The organism is Halomonas sp. MES3-P3E (assembly GCF_002836035.1).
GTDB lineage: Bacteria > Pseudomonadota > Gammaproteobacteria > Pseudomonadales > Halomonadaceae > Vreelandella > Vreelandella arctica.
Window position 1 is genome coordinate 34546 of record NZ_PJBT01000005.1, and the last position, 21425, is coordinate 55970.

Annotated in this window: 23 protein-coding genes and 1 rRNA gene; 13 read left to right on the forward strand and 11 right to left on the reverse strand. The window is 53.0% G+C overall.

From position 1 onward, the window contains the following. Positions 1 to 65: 65 nt before the first annotated feature. Both CXF87_RS01990 and CXF87_RS01995 read right to left on the reverse strand, forming a co-directional pair. Positions 66 to 623 carry a hypothetical protein gene (locus CXF87_RS01990; protein WP_101145275.1) on the reverse strand — a complete coding sequence of 186 codons (558 nt, stop codon included), beginning with the start codon at positions 621 to 623 and terminating at the stop codon, positions 66 to 68. 23 nt (positions 624 to 646) lie between these two features. Further along, positions 647 to 1021, reverse strand: a complete 375-nt coding sequence (locus tag CXF87_RS01995; RefSeq protein WP_101145276.1) for a thiol-disulfide oxidoreductase DCC family protein — start codon at positions 1019 to 1021, stop codon at positions 647 to 649. Positions 1022 to 1114: 93 nt separating this feature from the next. On the opposite strand from CXF87_RS01995, the gene CXF87_RS02000 reads away from it, so the two are divergent. Next, the gene (locus CXF87_RS02000) at positions 1115 to 1603 is read left to right on the forward strand and encodes a flavodoxin family protein (RefSeq protein WP_101145277.1); all 489 of its coding nucleotides are present in this window, start codon (positions 1115 to 1117) and stop codon (positions 1601 to 1603) included. Positions 1604 to 1691: 88 nt separating this feature from the next. Beyond that, positions 1692 to 2786, forward strand: coding sequence for a histone deacetylase family protein (locus CXF87_RS02005; RefSeq protein WP_101145278.1), 1095 nt, complete (start codon positions 1692 to 1694; stop codon positions 2784 to 2786). 75 nt (positions 2787 to 2861) lie between these two features. Here the strand turns inward: CXF87_RS02005 and fadA are convergent, their stop codons facing one another. Both fadA and fadB read right to left on the reverse strand, forming a co-directional pair. Next, a complete protein-coding gene (fadA, locus tag CXF87_RS02010; protein ID WP_008959931.1) occupies positions 2862 to 4040 on the reverse strand; it encodes an acetyl-CoA C-acyltransferase FadA in 1179 nt (392 codons plus the stop codon). A gap of 23 nt (positions 4041 to 4063) precedes the next feature. Then, on the reverse strand, positions 4064 to 6250 hold the full coding sequence (fadB, locus tag CXF87_RS02015) for a fatty acid oxidation complex subunit alpha FadB (protein ID WP_101145279.1): 2187 nt from the start codon (positions 6248 to 6250) through the stop codon (positions 4064 to 4066). A 255-nt stretch (positions 6251 to 6505) separates the two neighbouring features. Between fadB and CXF87_RS02020 the strand changes: the two genes are divergently transcribed. Both CXF87_RS02020 and slyA read left to right on the forward strand, forming a co-directional pair. Next, positions 6506 to 7660 (forward strand): DUF5924 family protein, encoded by a 1155-nt coding sequence (locus CXF87_RS02020; protein WP_101145280.1) that lies wholly within the window; start codon positions 6506 to 6508, stop codon positions 7658 to 7660. Between the two features lie 76 nt (positions 7661 to 7736). Beyond that, positions 7737 to 8189 (forward strand): transcriptional regulator SlyA, encoded by a 453-nt coding sequence (slyA, locus tag CXF87_RS02025; protein WP_035556925.1) that lies wholly within the window; start codon positions 7737 to 7739, stop codon positions 8187 to 8189. On the opposite strand, the gene CXF87_RS02030 is transcribed toward slyA, so the two are convergent. Next, a complete protein-coding gene (locus tag CXF87_RS02030; RefSeq protein ID WP_101145281.1) occupies positions 8168 to 8737 on the reverse strand; it encodes a preprotein translocase subunit YajC in 570 nt (189 codons plus the stop codon). The genes slyA and CXF87_RS02030 overlap by 22 nt on opposite strands. Before the next feature lie 199 nt (positions 8738 to 8936). Between CXF87_RS02030 and CXF87_RS02035 the strand changes: the two genes are divergently transcribed. After that, positions 8937 to 9389, forward strand: a complete 453-nt coding sequence (locus CXF87_RS02035) for a universal stress protein (protein WP_008959936.1) — start codon at positions 8937 to 8939, stop codon at positions 9387 to 9389. A 61-nt stretch (positions 9390 to 9450) separates the two neighbouring features. On the opposite strand, the gene CXF87_RS02040 is transcribed toward CXF87_RS02035, so the two are convergent. After that, a complete protein-coding gene (locus CXF87_RS02040; protein ID WP_101145282.1) occupies positions 9451 to 11367 on the reverse strand; it encodes an ATP-binding cassette domain-containing protein in 1917 nt (638 codons plus the stop codon). Positions 11368 to 11465: 98 nt separating this feature from the next. Here CXF87_RS02040 and CXF87_RS02045 point away from each other — a divergent pair, with 98 nt between their 5' ends. The 4 genes from CXF87_RS02045 (at position 11466) to CXF87_RS02060 (ending at position 14504) form a co-directional block, all read left to right on the forward strand. Further along, positions 11466 to 12350 carry a TatD family hydrolase gene (locus CXF87_RS02045; RefSeq protein ID WP_431313230.1) on the forward strand — a complete coding sequence of 295 codons (885 nt, stop codon included), beginning with the start codon at positions 11466 to 11468 and terminating at the stop codon, positions 12348 to 12350. 13 nt (positions 12351 to 12363) lie between these two features. Further along, a complete protein-coding gene (locus tag CXF87_RS02050; RefSeq protein WP_008959945.1) occupies positions 12364 to 12843 on the forward strand; it encodes a hypothetical protein in 480 nt (159 codons plus the stop codon). Positions 12844 to 12993: 150 nt separating this feature from the next. Next, positions 12994 to 13989 carry a DUF2795 domain-containing protein gene (locus CXF87_RS21715; RefSeq protein WP_198555981.1) on the forward strand — a complete coding sequence of 332 codons (996 nt, stop codon included), beginning with the start codon at positions 12994 to 12996 and terminating at the stop codon, positions 13987 to 13989. Next, entirely contained in the window at positions 13989 to 14504 is a 516-nt protein-coding gene (locus CXF87_RS02060; protein ID WP_101145283.1) for a DUF2795 domain-containing protein, read from the forward strand. The genes CXF87_RS21715 and CXF87_RS02060 overlap by 1 nt, the downstream gene beginning before the upstream one ends. A gap of 109 nt (positions 14505 to 14613) precedes the next feature. Here the strand turns inward: CXF87_RS02060 and CXF87_RS02065 are convergent, their stop codons facing one another. Then, complete coding sequence (locus tag CXF87_RS02065) at positions 14614 to 15189, reverse strand: hemerythrin domain-containing protein (RefSeq protein ID WP_101145284.1); 576 nt, start codon at positions 15187 to 15189, stop codon at positions 14614 to 14616. 45 nt (positions 15190 to 15234) lie between these two features. Further along, positions 15235 to 15810: an elongation factor P hydroxylase gene (locus CXF87_RS02070; protein WP_101145285.1), complete on the reverse strand. Its 576-nt coding sequence runs from the start codon at positions 15808 to 15810 to the stop codon at positions 15235 to 15237. A 140-nt stretch (positions 15811 to 15950) separates the two neighbouring features. On the opposite strand from CXF87_RS02070, the gene CXF87_RS02075 reads away from it, so the two are divergent. The 3 genes from CXF87_RS02075 to CXF87_RS02085 all read left to right on the forward strand — a co-directional run bounded on the left by CXF87_RS02075 (position 15951) and on the right by CXF87_RS02085 (position 19192). Beyond that, entirely contained in the window at positions 15951 to 17369 is a 1419-nt protein-coding gene (locus CXF87_RS02075) for an MATE family efflux transporter (RefSeq protein ID WP_101145286.1), read from the forward strand. Positions 17370 to 17371: 2 nt separating this feature from the next. Beyond that, a complete protein-coding gene (locus tag CXF87_RS02080) occupies positions 17372 to 18352 on the forward strand; it encodes a DUF3080 family protein (protein ID WP_101145287.1) in 981 nt (326 codons plus the stop codon). A gap of 144 nt (positions 18353 to 18496) precedes the next feature. Beyond that, positions 18497 to 19192: a hypothetical protein gene (locus CXF87_RS02085; protein WP_101145288.1), complete on the forward strand. Its 696-nt coding sequence runs from the start codon at positions 18497 to 18499 to the stop codon at positions 19190 to 19192. A gap of 89 nt (positions 19193 to 19281) precedes the next feature. Here CXF87_RS02085 and tusA read toward each other — a convergent pair whose 3' ends face one another. Beyond that, complete coding sequence (tusA, locus tag CXF87_RS02090) at positions 19282 to 19536, reverse strand: sulfurtransferase TusA (RefSeq protein ID WP_035556892.1); 255 nt, start codon at positions 19534 to 19536, stop codon at positions 19282 to 19284. A 29-nt stretch (positions 19537 to 19565) separates the two neighbouring features. Between tusA and CXF87_RS02095 the strand changes: the two genes are divergently transcribed. Beyond that, positions 19566 to 19853, forward strand: a complete 288-nt coding sequence (locus CXF87_RS02095; protein ID WP_101145289.1) for an antibiotic biosynthesis monooxygenase family protein — start codon at positions 19566 to 19568, stop codon at positions 19851 to 19853. A gap of 19 nt (positions 19854 to 19872) precedes the next feature. On the opposite strand, the gene rlmM is transcribed toward CXF87_RS02095, so the two are convergent. Continuing rightward, positions 19873 to 20943, reverse strand: coding sequence for a 23S rRNA (cytidine(2498)-2'-O)-methyltransferase RlmM (gene rlmM / locus CXF87_RS02100; RefSeq protein WP_198555983.1), 1071 nt, complete (start codon positions 20941 to 20943; stop codon positions 19873 to 19875). A gap of 141 nt (positions 20944 to 21084) precedes the next feature. After that, positions 21085 to 21200 (reverse strand): 5S ribosomal RNA (gene rrf / locus CXF87_RS02105). Positions 21201 to 21425: the final 225 nt, after the last annotated feature.

Sequence of the window (21425 nt, forward strand, 5' to 3'; positions counted from 1 at the left end):
GGGCCTTGGTTTATCTAATGCCTTGATTTATCTGATGAGCCGCTGCTGAGTGTGAAGGCTATTAATCAGCGGGTCACCTGCTCAGCGTGTTGTTGCCACCACTGCTGAGCAGACGCCACATTCTCAGCATTATGTGTGGGGTCAAGTACTACCCCTAACTGAACGTAATCGCCACCTGTTCGAACCATTAGCTGAGGATCTTGAGTGGCTAGCTGAAGCGCGTAGAGAACCAGCATTTGTTCATACGCATCGCTGGTGTTCAACCGAGCAAACAGCAGTGGAACAGCAGGAAGCCCTATTTCGCCTAATTGCTCAGCGGCAATGTACCAGGGACGACGGTTGTCACGATCACCGTAGCTGGTCACAAAACGCCGATCTGCCAAACGGCTAACATAGTAGGACGCTTCCTCTTCGGGACTGATAAATAGCGGCGGCACCCAGTCACGCGCCGTGGCGGCCTCCGGCGCTGTCGTGGCGGCAGGCGCGGGTTGCGGGCTGGCTAACGGTGCATCAGCCGCTGTCTGGCTAGGGGTGGGCGAAGGATGCTGTCCACCGGCACAGCCCGCGAGCAATAAGCTTACACCTACCCCTACCACCCTTAGATATAGCGCACTTCGCTGCATTGTCAGGCTTCCTTTGCTAGACATTAAAGAGGCCATCGGCCCTGTTTCTTTAGGCGACGCTTTACCCACACATCATAAAGGGTTCGCAGTGCTGGTTTAATCCCAGGCAAGCCAATCAGCCAAGCGACCGGGACCAGTAACGGAACACGCTTCATCAACAAACGGTAGGCGTCAATACCTTCTATTAATTGACCTTGCTCGGTTTCGACATGCAGAGAGCGTAGCGCTACTGCAGGGTCAACACCCTTTGCACGTAGGGCTTGCTCATGTTCGCCCACATCAAGCCAACCGATATCTTTTGCATGGCGCCCCGACCAGCGCTCATAGCGCCGACGCTCTTGTCGACAAAGAGGGCACTGGGCATCGTAATAGACATTGATCAATGTCTTACTGGACATATTGCTTCTCAACTTTAAGACTCTTAAGCAGTGTGGCATTTTCAATATGTGGCGCAACCCCTTGCTGCCCCACGTTTCAATTAGGTCTTTGCTATGAATGCTGAATTGAGTAATGAATTTAGTAAACAACTGTTAGTGATTGCTCATGCCCCGTCGGCGAACACCCGCCTTCTGCGCGAAGCGGCCGCGCGGAGCGCTAGTCATCCTGATCTTGAGCAGGTGCAGTGCGTAGTGAAAGCGCCTTTAGAGGCAGGCCCAGAGGATGTACTAGCCTGCGATGCCATCTTGCTCGGTACCACGGAGAATCTGGGCTATATGAGTGGCGCGCTAAAAGATTTCTTTGACCGCACCTACTATTCTGTTCTAGAAAAAAAGCAAGGATTGCCCTGTGCGCTCTATATCCGTGCAGGCCATGACGGCACGGGCACTCAGCGCGCAGTAGAAAGCATCGTGACTGGCTTACGCTGGCGCTGGGTACAGCCCCCTCTCATTTTACGCGGTGAATGGCAGCCAACGTTTGCAGATCAAGTAGAAGAAATTAGCATGACCTTAGCATTTAGTGTTGAAAGCGGCATTGTATAAAAACGCGCAGCCTGCCTTACTGCAGGTAAGCACTTCGTGCATTCAGTGCGATTGAGAGTAATCAACGCACGATTCTTAGGTAGCCATTATGCACAACGTCATTGCCTTTTATGATGATCGCGTACTCGCTCACGAACCCAACATTGATGCCGATTTTCTACCTCAGCGAATCGATAAGCGTATTCGCCATCTGCTTGCTGGCTTACCTGTGCCTTGGAAATATCCTGAGCACCCTGGGCGATTAACCGCTATTCAACAGCTGCTTGAGAGAGCCCCCATTGAAGGTTTAAAAATTGAAGGGGGTAAAGCGGCTACCCATGAGCAGTTAGCGCGTGTGCATACTACTTCCTATCTAAGCGACATTTTCAGCCTGCGCGGTAAAAATGCCTGGCTGGATGTGGACACCACCGCGGTTTCACCGGGTAGCGTTGATGCCGCTGAAGTCGCCGCTGGAACGGCTATTGCCGCAGTGGAAGCAGTGATGGAAAAACGCACTAAAAGCGCCTTTGCTCTTGTGCGCCCGCCAGGGCACCACGCAGAACCCGTTCGCGCCCGCGGCTTTTGCTTGTTTAACAATGTAGCTGTAGCGGCAGCCCATGCCCGCAGCGCGCTAGGTTGCGAAAGAGTGCTCATTGTTGATTGGGACGCCCACCACGGCAATGGTACTCAGGATATTTTCTGGGCAGAGCCCGACGTGATGTTTTTTGATATTCACCGCGCCGCCCCCTTCTACCCCGGTTCTGGCCACCTGGAAGAAGTAGGCGCCGGTTTGGGGGAAGGCACCACCATCAACGTACCACTACCTGCTGGCGCCGGTGATGAAGCGTATTTGAAAGCCTTTCGCGACATCCTGGCGCCAGCAGCTGCCTGGTTTAAACCTGATATCATTTTAGTATCAGCAGGCTTTGACCCCCACTGGCATGACTTGGCGCTCAACGTCTCCTACGAAGGATTTGGCGCGCTAACCGGCTTTATGCAACAGCTGGCCGAACAGCACTGCGAGGGCCGTTTGGTATTCGTATTAGAGGGCGGCTACAACCTTGAGTCACTGGCCAACGGTACAAGGGCGGTGCTCGCGGTTCTGGCGGGCAACACAGTACCGGTACCCGATACCTGCGGTATTGCGGAAGTTCAAGCCGCAGCGGATTTTCACCGCACGGCTTTTCAATCTGAACCTGAATAGTGCTTTTCTGAACAAAAACCTGACAAATAAAAACGGCACCTCGAAGGATGCCGTTTAAGTACCTAAGCGCTATGGTTATTTCAGTCGTTCAAACACCGTTGCAACGCCCTGCCCCATGCCGATACACATGGTCGCCAAGCCCAGGGTGGTATCGCGCTGCTGCATTACGTTCAACAGCGTGGTGCAGATACGCGAGCCCGAGCAGCCCAGCGGGTGTCCAAGGGCAATGGCACCACCGTTGAGGTTAACCTTATCGTCCAGAGCATCCAGGAATCCTAAATCTTTCAACACTGGGATACCCTGAGCGGCGAAAGCTTCGTTGAGCTCAACGGTTTGAATATCCGCGGCTGACAGGCCAGCGGCTTTAAGCGCTTTCTTGGACGCAGGTACCGGACCATAGCCCATGATGGACGCATCGCAACCTGCCACGCCGGTCGAAAGCACTCTCGCGATGGGCTCTAAGCCCAGTGCTTGAGCGCGCTCGTAGCTCATCACTGCCATTGCCGAGGCGCCGACAGAAAGCGCCGAGGACGTACCCGCAGTCACGGTACCGTTGCGCGGATCAAATACCGGCTTGAGGCTCGCCATAGACTCCAGGGTAGAGTCGGGGCGAATAACCTCATCGCGCTGAACCATCACCCTGAAGCCGCGCTGATCGTGGCCTTCAACACCGATAATTTCATTATCGAAGTAGCCCTTCTCCATCGCCGCTTGAGCGCGCTGGTGGGAACGCACGCCAAACTTGTCCTGCTCTTCTCGGGAAACGCCGTGCATTTTGCCCAGCAGTTCAGCGGTGAGCCCCATCATCATCGCCGCTTTGGCCGCGTATTTGCTGGCTGCAGGGTTGACGTCAACGCCGTGGGCCATGGGTACGTGCTCCATATGCTCCACGCCACCGATGATAAAGAAATCACCCATGCCCGCTTTGATGTTGGCCGCCGCGATATGCAACGCCGTCATCGAAGAACCGCACAACCGGTTGACCGTTTGCGCAGGTACCGAACGGGGAATACCGGTCATAATCGCCGCGTTGCGAGCAATATTCATTGATTGCTCAAGCGTCTGATTCACACAGCCCCAGATCACATCATCAACTTCCGACGGGTCTAGGTTTGGGTTACGAGTAAATAGTGCCTGCATGGCCGCAGCGGAGAGGTTCTCAGCGCGAACGTTACGAAAAGCACCATTCTTGGCTTTCGCCATGGCGGTACGGACACCGTCAACCACCACAATATCTCTCGGACTCAAACTCATCTCTTATCTCCTATGCGTGGTGGTTAGGCTTGGTTGTCAGACTTATCGTTGGAATAAAATAACTCGCCATTTTGAGCCATCTGACGCAGCTTATCGGTGGGCGCGTATAGCGGCCCCAGCTCTTCGGCTAGCCCTTCCGCAAGTTTCACAAACTCAGCCACGCCCATCGCATCGATGTAGCGCAGAGCGCCACCGCGGAATGGTGGGAAGCCGATGCCATAGATCAACGCCATATCGGCTTCAGCCGGCGTCGCGACAATGCCATCTTCCAAACAGCGTACGGTTTCCAAGCAGAGCGGCACCATCATGCGCGCGATGATGTCTTCGTCGGAAAACTCTTTATGCTCCTTCACCACCTCTTTGACCAATGCGTAAGCCGCTTCGTCGATCACTTTCTTCGGCTTACCCTTCTTGTCCTCTTCGTAGGCATAAAAACCCTTGTCGTTCTTCTGACCCAAACGGTCATTGTCGTACATGACCTGAATGGCGGTTTTGCCATCTCGGGCCATACGATCAGGGAAGCCTTCGGCCATGACGTCATTGGCATGAACGGCAGTGTCTAAACCGACCACATCCAGCAAGTAGGCCGGGCCCATGGGCCAGCCAAACTTCTCCATCACTTTATCAACGCGCTGGAAGTCAGCGCCCTGCTCCACCAGGAAGCTAAAGCCACCAAAGTAGGGGAACAGCACACGGTTGACCAAGAAGCCGGGGCAGTCGTTAACTACAATCGGCGTTTTGCCCATGGCGCGAGCGTAGGCCACGGTGGCAGCAACGGCGGCGTCCGAGGTTTTCTCACCACGGATAACTTCCACCAGCGGCATGCGGTGCACAGGGTTAAAGAAGTGCATACCGCAAAAGTTTTCCGGCCGCTTTAGGTTTTGCGCCAAACGGTTGATCGAGATGGTTGAGGTATTGGAGGTGAGAATAGTGTTCTCGCCCACCACGCCTTCCACTTCGGTAAGTACGGCGTCTTTGACCTTGGGATTCTCAACAACGGCTTCGACAACAAGGTCAACGTTATCAAAATCACCGTAAGAGAGCGTCGGGCGGATGTTGGTGAGCTTTTCAGCCATTTGCTCGGTAGTCAGCTTCTTACGCTCTACCTGTTTGGCAAACAGTTTACGGGCTTCTTTCAGACCTAACTCTATCGCGTCGTCCTTAATGTCTTTCATCAGGATCGGCGTGCCTTTAGAGGCACTCTGATACGCGATACCGCCACCCATAATGCCAGCACCCAGCACCGCCGTTTGCTTCACCGGCTGAGCTTGCTTCTCGTAGTTGCTGGCCTTCTTTTTGACCACTTGATCATTGAGGAACAGGCCGACCAGGTTGAACGCTACGCTGCTTAGCGCTAGCTTGGCGAACGCTTTGGCTTCAATTGCCTGGGCACGGCCGCGCTCTTCACCAGCGCCTTTCTGTATCACTTTGATCGCTTCAACCGGCGCGGGATAGTGCGGCCCAGCCTTACCAGCGACATAGCCTTTGGCGGTTTCAAACGCCATCATCTGCTCAATCGGGTTGAGCTTCAGCGGGCTGGTCTTTTCAGCACGACGCGCCTGATAATCCAGCTCACCGGCATTGGCGCGATCAAGGATATCCAGCGCGGCATCTTCCAACTGCTCGGCGCTGACCACGGCATCCACAGCGCTCATCTTCAGAGCAGCATCAGCGCGGTTTTCCGTGCCACCAGCAATCCATTCGATAGCGTTATCAGCGCCGATAATACGTGGGAGGCGCACACAGCCGCCCCAACCGGGCAGAATGCCGAGCTTAGTTTCCGGCAGCCCAATCTTGGCTTTCTCGCTCATCACGCGAAAATCGGTGGTTAGCAATACTTCACAGCCGCCCCCTAGGGCCAACCCGTTAATCGCGGTAACGGTGGGGAAAGGCAGGTCTTCGATGGCATTGAAAATATCGTGTACCTTGAGATTCATCTCAACTAGGTACTCTTCACCTTTATCAAAGAGGTTGTGAAACTCAGTAATATCTGCACCGACGATAAACACTTCTTTACCACTAGCAATCAATAAGCCTTTTAAACTATTTTCAGCTTGGATTGCTTTGACGGCTTCACCCAGCTCTGCCACCACTGCGCTGGATAGTTTGTTGACGGACTCACCTTTCAGATCAAAAGTGAGCATAGCGATGTCATTGCCACTCGGGGTGTCACGACGTGCCACCGTGATGGCGTTGCCTTGGTAGATCATCCGCGCTCTCTCCACAATTCGGGTTGGTTCCATAAAAGGAACCCGCCACACTTTTATTCGACCAATAGAAATATACGGTCAACACAACCCAATCGATTTCATACGGCCGTTTGATTGCTTTAGCTTGGTTGAGTTGCCTGTGTTCGTCAAGCCCTGACTTTTGGCTAATTTATCCATCTACTGAGACCAGCACTCCCCTGCGGGCGTTCATGCTGCTAGGATCACGCTTCCAATTATTTTGCAGGTTAACTGTCTATGGGCGCACTGCTCACGCCATCCCGCATTGCCACCGTTCAGCGGCATATAGAAAGCATTGTCGAGCGACTAAAGCCATGGAGCTGGCTATGGCCGCCCATGGCATTTACTGCCGGGTTAGGCAGTTTCTTTCTGGTCGATCGTCAGCAGTGGTTGGGAGCTGCGCTGGCATTAGGGCTATTGTTCGCCTGGACGCTACTGCTTTCCGAAGGGTTAATCAGTCGCTGGTTAAAACGTCGTGGCCACCCTACTCCGCCAAGAGGCGTAACGACATTTATTGCCCAGATGATTCATCAGGAAACGCTTTTTTTCACATTGCCGTTTATTTTAGTCACCACGGTATGGAATAGCGGCCAAACGCTGTTTGCGCTTCTGGTGGGCATCATGGCGCTTCTGTCTATCATCGATCCCATCTATTTTAAAATTGCCGAGCGGTGGCGCAGTCTTTACTTTTTATTCCACGCGATGTGCGTGTTCCTAGTATTGCTGGTGACGCTGCCCATTATGGTGCATCTTGCCACCGGTCAGAGTCTGCTGCTGGCTCTAGGAATCACGGTTCTGGTGGCCTTACCCAGCTTTTGGCACCTATTAAAGCAAAGCTCTCTCAAACGCTGGTTTGCTTTTTTTGGATTAACGCTGTTCTTAGCCTACGGCGCTTGGCTTGGGCGTATTTGGGTGCCACCTGCCAGCCTATGGATGACCAGCAGTGCTCTTTCTCCTGGGTTCGACGTTGAGCAGCGCCTTCCTCAGGGTTCTATGACGCTAACGCCCCAAGCCATCAGCGAAAATGGCCTTTATGTATACACCGCTATACGGGCACCGCGTGGACTGAGTGAAACCATTACCCATGCTTGGCATCATAATGGTGAGCCGATGGACGTAGTGGAACTTAACATCAACGGCGGACGCGAGCAGGGATACCGCGCATGGAGTCACAAACAAAACTTCCCAGAAGATCCAACCGGGCAGTGGCGCATCGACATTATGACAAGCACTGGGCAGCGCTTAGGATTAATACGCTTTGAGGTGGCAGAGGATAGCCAGCAGGCTTCACTAGCCGATGGAGAAATACATGCCAGTGGCTTAAGCGGATTGAACTTACGGCGCTTTGTACCGGGCCGCACTAATGATGCAGAGGCGCAACCGGATGACTGAATTGTTAATCGCCTTGCATTCAGTGGCGCAGCTTATGACAATTCGCTTACTCACATTTATTGGTAGCTAGTTACTTATGGCTTCAACGATTGGTTTTCGTATCGCACGCTTGCCGCATCTATGGCGTTCAATTCTAGATCGACGACTTGCCCCCTTAGGCTTAACGCAAACGCGTTGGGTCACGCTCTATCACTTGTGGCGTATGGGCGAGGGGCACCCACAGTGCGATCTTGCCCGCGCCATTGGTGTTGAGGCACCGTCCTTGGTGCGCACTCTCGGCCAGCTTGAAGAGCAAGGTTTGGTGGAACGCCGTGCCTGTGACAATGACCGCCGTAGCAAACGTATCTATCTGACGCCAGCCGCTATGCCATTGTTGGAAAAAATCGACAGTGTTGCCCAGCAGGCGCGTAAGGAGATGTTTGCAGGCTTGAGCGAGGAGAACCTTGAACAGCTCAATGAATGGCTGGCGGTGATTGAAGCCAACGGGTTAGCCATTCAGGCCCGGGATCAAGACGGCCCAGCCTCATGATCATTCTTTGAGGTTGGCGCAGTCTGCTCTGTCCCTTTGAGCGGTTGACCGTTGGGCCGATCGACATGGCCCTGAAGAGTATCAATCAGTTGCTTAAACTCAGGCAAATATGTCGTGAATCGTTCAGCGGTTTGCGACTCCCACCACCATAGGGTCAGCGCGTAGGGAGTCGACTGTATCACCAGCGCGTCTTGTGGCAAACGCTCAAGCAGTGCTTTTAACGGTATCTCGGCATTATCGGGAAGCGGCCGCAAAGGGGCTATGCGCCACCGCCAGCCCGCATGATACGGTGCTAAAGCTTCACTCGCATTGCTGTCTCTGACCAAAAGGAAATCCGGCCCAGGTGCTGACTGAGGATAGTGCCACCGGTAGGCAGGCATCGTCCCTTTAAAGTGGTGAAGCGGTGGTTTTTCCAGTTTGATAGTTACGCCTTGCTTGGCAATTTGCGTGCGCAACGTCTGCTGGCGCCTCTGGCGTGGACTGGGCTTTAGCCACATCACCGGTGCGATGACAAACATCAAAATTGCTATAATAATTAGCCATTCCATCTCTACATTTCCTTTAACGTGAGCCACACTGTATAAGCTATTCTAACCATCATGACTCAGGTCGTTGTTTTGATACACGTCATGGTTAAAACACGGATCATTGTTAAAATAAGGCACGCCATCTAAAGTAACGGTCATTGAACAAAGAGCCTCCATTATTCTTTGTGAACTAGTGTTACCCACGCTAAGGAGATATGCCATGAGCTATCACCACATTTTAGTTGCCGTTGACTTAACCAAAGACTCCCACAAGATCCTGGAACGTGCCGTGGCAATCGCAGCCCGCAACGATCAAGCCAAAATCTCCATTATGCATACCCTGGAACCGCTTGGGTTTGCCTATGGTGGTGATATACCGATGGATTTGACCAGCATCCAAGACCAGTTGGATGAACATGCCAAAAAACGCTTAGCCGAAATTGCCGCGCCGCATATTGCTGAGGCTGACCAGCATGTTGTCGTGGGTATGCCCGATACCGAAATCCACCGGTTTGCCGAAGAGCATGATGTGGACTTGATCGTAGTGGGCTCCCACGGTCGCCATGGTTTTGCGTTACTGCTAGGTTCAACCTCTACCGGCGTGCTGCACGGCGCTCAGTGCGATGTTCTTGCGGTACGCGTGGGCAAAAAAGGCGAAAAAAGCGACGAGTAGACCCTTTCTTTATATCGCTACGAAAAAGGCGCCCATTCGGCGCCTTTTATCGTTGCTACATCTATTCCCCAGCGGCCATCGCTTCCAGCTCCATCCAACGCTCCATGGCTACTTCTAGCGTTTTCTGCACTTTCTCAAGGGACTGAAGTTTAGCCGTAACGGCTTCTGCTTCTTGCTGATAAAACGCTGGGTCACCAATCTCGCTCTCTAGCGCCTCTACTTCACTCTCAAGGCGTTCTATTTCAGCGGGCAGCGCATCTAACTCACGCTGCAAGTTGTAGGAGAGCTTAACGCTTTTCTTAGCCGGGGCAGCAGGAGCTTCGGCCACCTTTTTAGGCGTTTCTGAGGTGGGTTCAGTACGCTGACGCGCCGCCCCTTCCCAAGGCGCTGGAGGTAACTTGCCGCCCTGGCGAATCCAATCGGTATAGCCGCCCACGTATTCACGCACCACGCCATCGCCTTCAAAGGCGAGCATGCTGGTTACCACGTTATCCATAAAGGTACGGTCGTGGGAAACCAGCAGTAGCGTGCCATCGAAATCGAGAAGCAGCTCTTCAAGCAACTCCAAAGTTTCCATGTCGAGGTCGTTGGTCGGCTCATCGAGTACCAGCACGTTAGCTGGCTGAGTAAACAACTTGGCAAGCAGCAGGCGGTTGGACTCACCACCAGAGAGCGCTTTCACCGGTTGGCGTACCCGCTCAGGTGTGAACAGAAAGTCCTGCAGGTAACTCATCACATGGCGATCTTTACCGCCCACGCTGACGCGATCACTGCCCTGAGCAACGTTGTCATACACGGTTTTATCAAGCTCCAGCCCGGCACGCAGCTGATCGAAATAGGCCACTTTTAGATTGGTGCCCATCTGCACCTTGCCTTCAGTGGGTTCCAGCTCGCCCAGCAGGATTTTCAATAGGGTTGTCTTGCCCGCGCCGTTGCGCCCCAGGAAACCGATACGGTCGCCGCGCAGTACTTCAAGGTTAATATCACGCAGTATTACGTCATCGCCAAAGCGCTGGGTGACGCCTTGCAGCTCCACAACGCGCTTACCGGTGCGCTCGCCGCGATCCACCGTTAAGTTGGCATTACCCTGGCGTTCACGGCGCTGGCTGCGTTCGTTACGCATCGCTTCCAGCGCACGAACCCGGCCTTCGTTGCGGGTACGCCGTGCTTTAACGCCCTGACGAATCCAGGCTTCCTCTTGAGCGAGTTTTTTATCGAATTCAGCGTTCTCCCGTGCTTCCACTTCAAGCTCATGCTGCTTACGGGCCTGATACTCTTCGTACTTGCCGGGGTAGCGCCCTAGCTGGCCACGGTCCAGCTCCAGAATATTGGTCGCTAGCTTGGAAAGAAACGCCCTATCGTGCGTAATCAGCAGTACTGCGCCATTAAAGGCCAGCAGTTGCTCTTCCAACCAGGCAATGGTGTCTAAGTCCAAATGGTTGGTAGGCTCATCAAGCAGCAGCAGGTCGGGCTCAGCAACCAGAGCGCGCGCCAGCGCTACTCGGCGGCGCCAGCCACCGGAGAGCGAGCTCATTTCAGCCTCAGGGGGCAAGCCTAAGCGCGTGAGCACCGTATCGATACGCTGGTGATACGACCAGCCATCAATGGCTTCCAGGCGCGTTTGCAGGGTCGCCATGCGATCCATATCAGGGTCGGGATCATTGATCAGATGGTCGTACTCGGAGAGCAGCTCTCCGGCTTCTGGAAGCCCTTGGGCGACCATATCGAAAATGGTCAAGCCAGATGACTCGGGTAACTCCTGAGCCAACACGCCAATCTTGAGACCAGGTGCGCGCCAGATGGAGCCATCGTCGGGCAGGATATCCCCCGCTACCAGCTTCAGCAGAGTGGACTTGCCGGTGCCATTGCGCCCGACCAGCGCCAGCCGCTCGCCTTTTTCAACCGTCAGGTCGGCGCGATTGAGTAGTACATGGGTGCCGTAGGCGAGTTGCAGCTGTTCGAGTCGTAACAGGGTCACGCGGTGTCCTCCTTAATCGTGAGGCGCACAGTGTAACGCATGAGCGCGCTGGTAGGGGAACGTTGATGCATTAGTCGATGCTCGCGCATACCGTTACAATGGTGCCTTTGCATATTGAATGGGAGACACCTTTGACCACTGCGTATGCCGATGATTTTTTACCCGAAGCACTACAGTTTCGGCCTAGTACCCCTTTGGTGGATATCGGCGCTAACTTAACCCACGAAAGCTTTGGACGTGATCTTGAGGCGGTTATACAACGTGCCCTGGCAGCGCAGGTAACGAGCATGATCGTTACCGGTACCGATCTTGCCCACGCCGAGCAAGCCGTCGAGTTGGCCAAACAGTATCCTGGCCTGTACGCCACGGCGGGTGTACACCCTCATGACGCCAGCCAGTGGGATGCAGGTCTTGAGCGCGCCATGGCGGCCCTGCATGCCTTACCGGAAGTAGTGGCTGTGGGCGAGTGTGGGCTGGATTTTAATCGCAACTTCTCGACGCCCCAGGAGCAGGAGCGTGCGTTTGAAGCGCAGCTGGCGCTCGCGGTCGAAAGCGGGTTGCCGCTGTTTTTACACGAGCGCGATGCAGGCCAGCGGATGCGCGAAATTCTGCATACGTGGCGAGACGACATCAGCCACGCGGTGGTTCACTGTTTCACTGCTGACCGCGATACGCTATTTGGTTATCTCGACCTAGACTTGCATATAGGGTTAACGGGCTGGATTTGCGATGAGCGGCGCGGTCATCACCTGCGATCATTGGTGAGTGATATTCCTCTTGAACGTTTAATGGTTGAAACCGACTGCCCTTATTTGTTACCCCGTAACTTGCCTACAAAACTCAAAGGGCGCCGCCATGAACCCGCTTTGTTACCTTGGATAGTGCGCGAGATTGCTCAGTGGCACGGCATCAACGAAACTGAACTAGGCAACGCCACCACCCAAACTGCCAAGCGTTTTTTCCGTCTTCCCGCAGAATCATAATAGGAGTACTAGCGTGGCCGATTATCCTGGGTTTATTGCCATTGAAACGGGCGAAGACGATGGCTTACCGCTCGCCATTGCTTGGTCGCTGCCCGATGGCCGAGTGAAGCAAACATTAATTCAGCCGGATGATAGCTGGATCAAGGAAGACACCAATGCCCTGGGCGCCTACAGCATGGAAGAGCTGGAGAGCCTGGGGGTTAGTCCTCTGGAAGTGATTCGCGAACTTGAGAACGACCACTTCTCCGCCACGCTGTATACCAGCGACAACGGCGACGACGAAGCGGCACTGGCACGGCTGTTTGATACCTATGGGCTGGATCCTTTCGTAGAGCTAGCCCCGGCATCGGTGCTCTACCCTTCAATCACTCCTGGCGAATGGCATCGCCAGCGGCGTGAAACGTTCAGCGAGCTGGGCTTAGAGCCGATGCGTCCAGAACATGAGCTTGAGGTTATGCTCTCGATGCACCAGCGCCTTACTGAAGAGGACTAGGCATTAGCTACCAATAGCCTAGGATACGTTTGCACGAAGGAAAATCCTCTGCTAACCCATAATGAGGCTTTGTTTAGAAAGGTAGCTGTAGGACACGCTTTTGAGGACTCCATCTTAACGACATAGCCATTTCTACACAGGAGGTGACAGATGAAGGATTATGTTGAAAAGGGAGATATCTATTTTTTCTATCGGCCCAAGGTCAATACACCGCGGGTCGAAAACATTGAAGACGTTCAGCGCCTTTACTTAGTGCTAACGCCAGACGATAAAGACACCGCTCGATTATTCCTGGTGGGCAAAAAGCGCATGCCTAAGATTAGCCATGGCAAGCCATCGTCTACCGCACGAGAGTGGATGATGAACGACATGATAGGCAAGCCAACAATCATTGGCGAGGCGCTAGCGCCGCTCGAGTACGCTACCAAAACCCGTGGCGAGCAGGAACAGGGCGAAGCCATTCCCGTTGGAGAGGGGCGCTACGCTATCTTTGAGCGTCACAACAGTTCGCGTTTGGCTTATCGGCTCACCAACCCCACGAAACCCGGCAAAGCGCAGGCGGAACTGGGGATTCTTGCCGAGGCAAGTTATATCATCTCGGTGCGCAACCCCTCCCTTGATGTCCCCGGTTTTCCAGACGCTAAACCGAACTACCCCAAGCGCTTAATAGAGAAATTCGCCGACAAACGCTGGCTGGATATTGACGATAGCAGGCTGCTCGACTACGAAGATGCTCAACTTCTGCTCATCGGAGCGCATGACAACCTCGCCGAAGAGCAAATTTCCATCACCGGCAAGGCAGCCCTATTCAAGACGTTAGGGCTGAAAAAGCGCGAGTGGCCCAATGAAGCGCTGGAAGGTGGCGAGCTCACCGAGCCGCACATGCAGCCAGAAGCCAAGGAACCCGAAGGCGATCGCAGCACAGGCGGTGAGCGCGGTGGCAAGACAGCCACTGATTCGGCATCGGCGGCTGGCATTACCAAGGCACTCAAGGGCATCGATTTACCGAGCAGCAAGGCGGACCTGATTAAACAGGCCAAAACCAACCATGCCACAGATGACGTTATTGACGTATTAAAGGAATTTCCCAGCCGAAAGTACGCAACGATGGCAGATATCCAAAAAGCGCTGGGGGAGATACGCTGATGGCACAGTTTACTTGCGAAATATGCGGGGCTGAGTTCGAGCAAAAATCACTTTACGAGCGGCATATGCTCACTTCTCACCCAAAACAGGCGGTCTCTGCGGCTGATATTGAAAAAGCGCTGAAAGGGATTGAATTCCCGAAAACACGCAGCGAACTCGTCGATGCACTGAGTGACGATGAGCAAGAGGTGTATGACATCGTGCGGCAATTACCCGACCAGGAGTATCGCGATGCTGCCGAGGTCGCGCGTGCCTTCGGAGAACTGCGTACTCATGATGACGTGCCCCACAACCAGCCAAGCAAGACTGGCGGCCAGCGTGCCATGCAAGCCCCATCCGCAGCTCGCTTTGCTAGCCTGTTCGATGGAATAAGCTTTCCAGCCACGCGTGAGCAGCTAATCAATCATGCCTATCGAAATGCGAGTAAGCAGGAAATACAACTGCTGAAGCAGTTTAGCGACCATCACTACCACAGCATGACTGACATTACCCACGAGTTGAAGCAGGTAAACTAAAGCGCCACTAAGTGGCGCATTGCTACCCTTTACCTTTTCAGGAAAACTATCTAGCAAAAGCCGTCTAAAAAACTGTCTGCGGTCACCAGCACCTAAATTAAGCTTGTATTTACTTCATTTTCCGCCCCGTGAGCTTGTCTCTAAGCCTGTCAACCATGCCTACACCCGCCCCCACACTCTTATGGAAGAGTTCTGAATGAGGAGCGTTGGGATGTGGACGAGTCGGCGCCAGTGTTTTGGCCTGTTCTAATTTTTCACCTAGTTCAATGAGTTGGTCACCGGACATACGGGTGCGCATCTTAGGAAATTGCTGTGACTCCTCGTCGTCTGCATGGTGACTTAACAATCCTTCTAACTTTTCGAGCTGCGTCATGAAAACCGGATCGACAGCATTACAATCTTCCAGCTGTTTCATTACTTGAACAATTTCATCGTGCTCTTGTTTGTCATGCTCAACCTCTTCGGTTCCATTCGGTATGTATTTTTCTATTGCCGGATAAACGTACATTTCCTCGGCAATGGCATGGCGCATTACCTCAGCGATCAAGGTATCCGCCGTATCTCTACGCCACTGTGGGTCATTTGAGCCTTTAATTTGGCCTGCCAGCGCCATCATTTCCTGATGATCTGTGGTTAGGATATCAACCACATCCTTGGCTGATCCGTTTGTATTGTGCTGAGTCATGAGATTCCCTCCTTATGATTCGTAACCCCTACATAGTAGACAACTTCAACATAGTCGTGTGCATAGCAACCTATCAAGTCCTTGAACAATGGCTGTTTCAAGCTTCAGCCCTTGTTGATAGTAAGCGTTCAATGCATGGCAAAAGGCTTTGGCACGTAGGGGTAAGCCTTCATCTTGGTAGCGCGCTGCCCGAACCATAACGCGCTGTTGGAAAGCTTCCCGATCCACGTCTGTATCGCCGCCCAGATTGTCCACGCTGACATGGAAATGACGGCCACACGCCTGGGCAAATAGGTACTCTAACGCTTGGGGAGCAACCTCTGCGCTCTCAAAAGCAGCTTGTTGCCCAGCATTACGCCCATCCGGCGAATACCAATAGCCGTAATCTTCTAATTGACGACGCTTTTCTCCCGCAATACACCAGTGGCTAATTTCGTGTAACGCACTGGCATAATAGCCCCGCGCAAAAATAACTTGATGGTACGGTGTTTCGCTATCAGCAGGCCGATAGAGGGGTTCATCGTCCCCCCGAATTAGGCGTGTTTGATAATGCTCTGCAAAAATGCCATCAAAGAGCGCGGTAATATCAGCCAGCGTCCATCGATCCTGCACGTGATTCAAATTGACCTCGTTTATCATTGCCGTTTGAGAAAGTATAACTGCCTCACAGAGGCAAACTAAATACAGGGCAGCAAGGCATAGGCTTCCCTGCTAACCTACCGCTTTTTTATAGCTTAATTCGTCGATCAGGAGCCTTCTCATTGGGCGATTTCACTCAACAAGTTAAATCGGTGTATTGGCCAGAAACTCGCGCTCTGGTCTACTTGGCATTACCCATTTGCGGAGCTCAGCTGGCTCAAGCAGGGATGAGTGTTGTTGATGTCATGATGACAGGCCGACATGATGCAACGTCACTCGCTGCCGTCTCGGTAGGATCCAGTCTCTGGATGCCATTGATGCTGTTTATGACGGGCACCCTGATGGGGCTCACACCAATTGTGGCACATTTGCTGGGTGGACAGCGCCAAACCGCTATTCGCCCAGCAGTGCACCAGGCGCTCTGGGTTGCCCTGCTGCTAGGTGTTGTCGCGGCCTTACTGCTCTGGTCGACCGTCATGCCGATATTTGAATTAATGAATGTGCCCCCTGCCGTTGCCAGCCAGTCTGCCGCCTATCTGTCAGCTGTCGCCTTTGGTATGCCGGGGATCGCCCTTTTTCAGGCGCTTAGAGCGTTTTCCGATGGCATGAATCACACCCGCCCGGCGCTATGGATAAGCTTGGTCGGCTTAAGCGTGAATATTCCTGCCAACTACCTCTTGATCTACGGCGGCGATGGCTTGGTTGATTTATTTGGCGGCTGGATTCCCACTAGCTTGCAACAGCTGCCTGCCTTAGGCGCTTTTGGCTGCGGCATTGCGACGGCGCTCTCCATGTGGACGATGGCACTCGCGATGGCCTACTACACGCGCAGGGGAAGCACTTATAAAAGCGTTGCGATTTGGCAAAAAATGACACCGCCCCAATGGCTAGGCATACGTGAATTAGTGGTGGTGGGCGTTCCCATTGGTGTGGCTATTTTTGTCGAAGTGACCCTGTTCACGCTCATTGCACTCTTTATTGCCAGCTTTGGTGAAGTCACGGTGGGGGCTCACCAAATAGCACTCAGCTTCACCTCCATTCTGTTTATGCTGCCCATGTCGCTGAGTATGGCGCTGACCGTACGGGTGGGTAACACGCTTGGCCAGCAGCGTTTGACCTTAGCCCGGCAGGTCGCCTGGAACGGCATTGTTATCAGTGTGATCGTCGCAATTATCAACAGCCTCTTGCTGTGGTTTAGCGCAATTCCTGTCATTGCGCTTTATACCTCGAACAGTGAGATACAGTCGCTGGCACTTTCCATCATTGCCTTGGCCGTTATCTTCCAACTCTCTGACTCGCTACAAGTCAATCTGGCAGGCGCTTTACGCGGCTATAAAGATACCCGCATCGTGATGGTGATAACGGTACTCTCCTACTGGATTGTAGGCTTGGGCGGCGGCCACTGGCTGGGTTCCCGTGGCGTGGGCAGCATGGTTGCTCCACTTGGGGTTCATGGCTATTGGATGGGTTTGATTGCGGGCTTGAGCACTGCGGCCCTGCTACTTGCCTGGCGTTTGCGGCGTATCAGCGTTAAGGGGTAAACATGGCTTGGTGGGGCAATCTTTTTATAACACTAACCCTAAGTACCTTACTGGCTGGCTGTGGCGATCACCCTGCTGAGCAGCAGTGGCACTCCTACCATCAGCAGCTTGCGAATGACCTCGACCAGACAGGCATTGAGCGAGCTGACCCCATGAATATTGGCGATTTCCCTGAGCGCTCTGCTCGGCTTATTGACATCCCCGAAACAAGGGATAGCATGCTGAATATTTATGCATTACGCGAATGTCGAATTACTTCTCTTATAGCGGCACGTAACAATCAACTCGGCCGAGTAGCACTTCCTAGCCAGCAGTGGTTATATGAGCGAACACTATGGCAACGGCTTAGCACCTGCTGGAACAGCGATGTTCCCGAACAGTTAAGCGATGAAGACCGAACGCGCCTTCAACAGCTGACGATCACTAAAACGGCTCAGTTACCCGCCGTCAGTTGGAACGCTATTTTTGATTCCAGCGAATGGGTGAAAAGCTTTGCGCGCGCAAGCCAGCCTTTAGCTAACGTCGATGAAAACACTATTGCAAGGCAGCTTGAAGCCATTAATTATCTTCAACAAATGACGGATCACCAGTTTGACCTCGATTGGCAGCAAGACTCCTCTGCCCTCGAAAATCATTTAAAAACCCTACAAGAGCAGCCATTGACCGCCGAAGTGTTGCGCGCCCTGCTACTCGCCACTCAACGCTTAACCGAAGCGAACGCATTATTAGCTCAGCAGAAAGATGCCACAAGTTGCTTGAGCCGCTGGGAGCCACAGTCGCTTGAACGCTTGGCAAACACTGCCCAGCAGTGGCTAACAGCGATCAACCGCTTAATTGACGTGCAGCCGGTAGACAAGCCAATAGCGATTCAGCGCTATCAGGCACGCTGGCTTTCGCTGGAAAACGCCCAAGCGCCCTGGGGCCAGTTTCAGCAAGCGCTCACCGAGCATCAAGCGCTACGAGCTCGCTTTCCAACTTGTTAAGATAATTAAAAAGCGCAGAACCCTTAACCTTATGAGCAACTTGTGCTATTGGTTGATAGGTAAGTTGGATAAGCAAGGATAACAATGAAGCAAGCCAAACTTGCTTCGCCAATGTCATGACCACGCAGCATAAGGAGGGACATAATGGGCGCATCCCTGTCACCCCGCTCTGCCCAGGTCATCGACCTGGAAACTGTGCGTCAGCGTCAGCAGGCGCAAAAGTGCCTAGTTCGTTTAGCTCCGGAGCTAGATGGACTAGAGATGGTGTACCAACTCGCTGCGAGTCCCGACACTTACTACGGCATGCCTATTTTGGCCTGGGGGCTAAGAGAAGATGGTAGCGTCTTTGGCATGGTGCCGTGGATGGAAACGTTGGCGGCCTGCCATGATCTGAACAGCCAGGAGAATGGCTACTTCGTGGGTTACCGTGATCCTGAAACGGAAGAAATTTTCGATTCACCACCGGACCATAAGTACCATGAGCTAGTCGCCGCTGCTGAATATTTTGATTATGAGGCTTCTGGAGAAGTAACTCTCATTCAGCAAATACCCGATACTCTGGGCACCCACGCGCTGTGCATGAATCATCCCAACTCACCCTGGCATATGAAGCCTGTTTACGGCTGGCGTCTCTACAGCGACGGTAGCCTTGACGCGCTCCTTGCCGACGAGAACAAAGCGGCGATGACACCGATTTTGTTAGGGGACAAGTGCCTTTACAGCGCTCACGCTCGCCATCAAACCGTTTACTTTTTCCAGCGCCATATCGCCAATCGTATATTGGAAGAAGATCCGGCAACGCTTGAGGCGCTAGCCATGATGGTCGTGGCAAGCGATTAGCCGAGTGCCTTAGTGCTGCCTTGTGAGCGAGGCCAACATCAATGATGTTGATTTGAGCCTCGCTTGGGTTCCCGCGCTATCTCTAAGGGTTATGCTAAGCGAATAAAGTAGAGGTAGTTACTCTCAGAGGCGGTGTCCTGCTCAAGCAGTTCGTGCCCTAAAAACTGACAAAACTTGGGCACATCTCGTGTAGTGGCGGGATCGGTGGCAATCACTTTGAGCACTTGGCCTGATGTCATGTCGCGCACTTTGTTATGCATTAGCATAATCGGCTCTGGGCAGTAGAGTCCTGAGGTGTCCAATACCACGTCAAAGCTGGGTAACGTACCCGTATTATCAGCCATTAATATCCTCGATGTAGGAAACAGAAAGTATGATTAAAGTTATCATCGAACGGCGAATTATGCCTGGTCTTGAAGAAGAATTTGAGCAAGCAGCGCGGGAGGCAATGCGCGTTTCCCTAGGCGTAAGGGGCTTCATCGGTGGTGAAACACTGGTAGAACTTGGTCATACCGATCGTCGACTGATGATTACCAAATGGCGTGACCTCCGCGCTTGGAAGGAGTGGCACTCAAGCGAAGCGCGGGCAATGGCCATGCAGCGTATTTTACCGCTATTAACCGAAGATGAAACTATCCGGATTTACGAACCTGGCTATTAAGCCTGAGATTTCACTCGTATTAATCCCTAAGCCTTACATGCACCGTTACCTCTTCCCGATCATGATAGAGGTGACGGCATGATACGTTCGCATGCACGCCCGCTTTTTCCAGCGACTCTTCCAACGCCGTTAGACAACGTGTTACCTCATCCCAGCGCTTTTTCATGGGTAACTTGAGGTTGAAGATTGCCTCCTTGCACCATTTACGGATCAGCCAACGTTCCACCATGGCTAGCACTCGCACTGGTTTATCGACAATATCGCAGACCAGCCAGTCTAAGCGCTGTGGTGGCTCCCAGGTAAAACCATCCTCTTTGAGATGATCAATCTGGCCGGTCTTCATCAACTGCGATTCCATGGGGCCATTATCAATGGCATAAACGTACATGCCGCGCTGAACCAGTTGCCATGTCCAGCCACCTGGGGCGGCACCTAAATCAGCTGCTTGCATATGCGGTGCTAACCGTTCATCCCACTCATCTCTAGGAATAAACTCATGCCATGCCTCTTCCAGCTTTAGCGTTGAGCGGCTAGGCGCACGAGAGGGAAAACGCAACCGACGAATACCATTAATCAAATCGCTACGATTGCCTGGAAAGCTCATCGCTAGCTGCACTTGATCACCGTCAGTCCAGAAAATATGTAAACGTCGTGCGCCCGCGCTGCGCCTTAACGCACCCCGCTTTTTCAACATACTTTCCAGCGGCTTGGTAAGCGCCTTAATCAGCCCAGCCAGTGCTTTGCCATCATTGGTATCCGGCGTTTCGTGCCAAATTTCCTCAAAGTTCCATCGACTAGCCTTTACCTGCTCCAAAATAGCGGTAAGGCGATCATCTCGTGAAAGAGTGAGAGCGGGCAACGCCGCTAAGCTTTGGCGTGCAAAAATTAGCTTTTTAAAGGCTGCTTGACGATGTAACTCATTCACCGGCTCGCCATCGAGACGCGTTAAGCTTACCCACCCCTCGCCGTAAGATGCCTCACAGGCTACGTCGTTTAATGCTGCATGATGCTGCATTTCAGCTAACGCATCATTTTCAAACCCTGGACGGCAATAAACTAACCATGACGTAGGTACCGTTTCGCTCACCACTTCACCTCGATTCCGCCCATCACAAACGGTGAGGGCTGCCTAATTAATTGGGGCGCATCATAGCATTTATTCAGCTCTATTTATTTTCTTTCACGCACACAAAAAACCCAGCCGGGTGGCTGGGTTTCTTGTTAAATAAGTGCCTGACGATGACCTACTCTCGCATGGGGAGACCCCACACTACCATCGGCGCTAAGCGGTTTCACTTCTGAGTTCGGCAAGGGATCAGGTGGTTCACGCATGCTATGGTCGTCAGGCGTAACGGGTAATGTATATCATGCTGTTTTGTGATCGTCTCATTGCCTGCCGCCCTCGCTGTTGTTTGGGCCACACGCTGCATATCCGGCATTTCGTTGAGCTTACTCAACTTTCTTCACGTTATCATCACGACCAGACCCCTTGGGTGTTATAGGGTCAAGCCTCACGGGCCATTAGTACACGTTAGCTCAACGCCTTGCAGCGCTTCCACACCGTGCCTATCC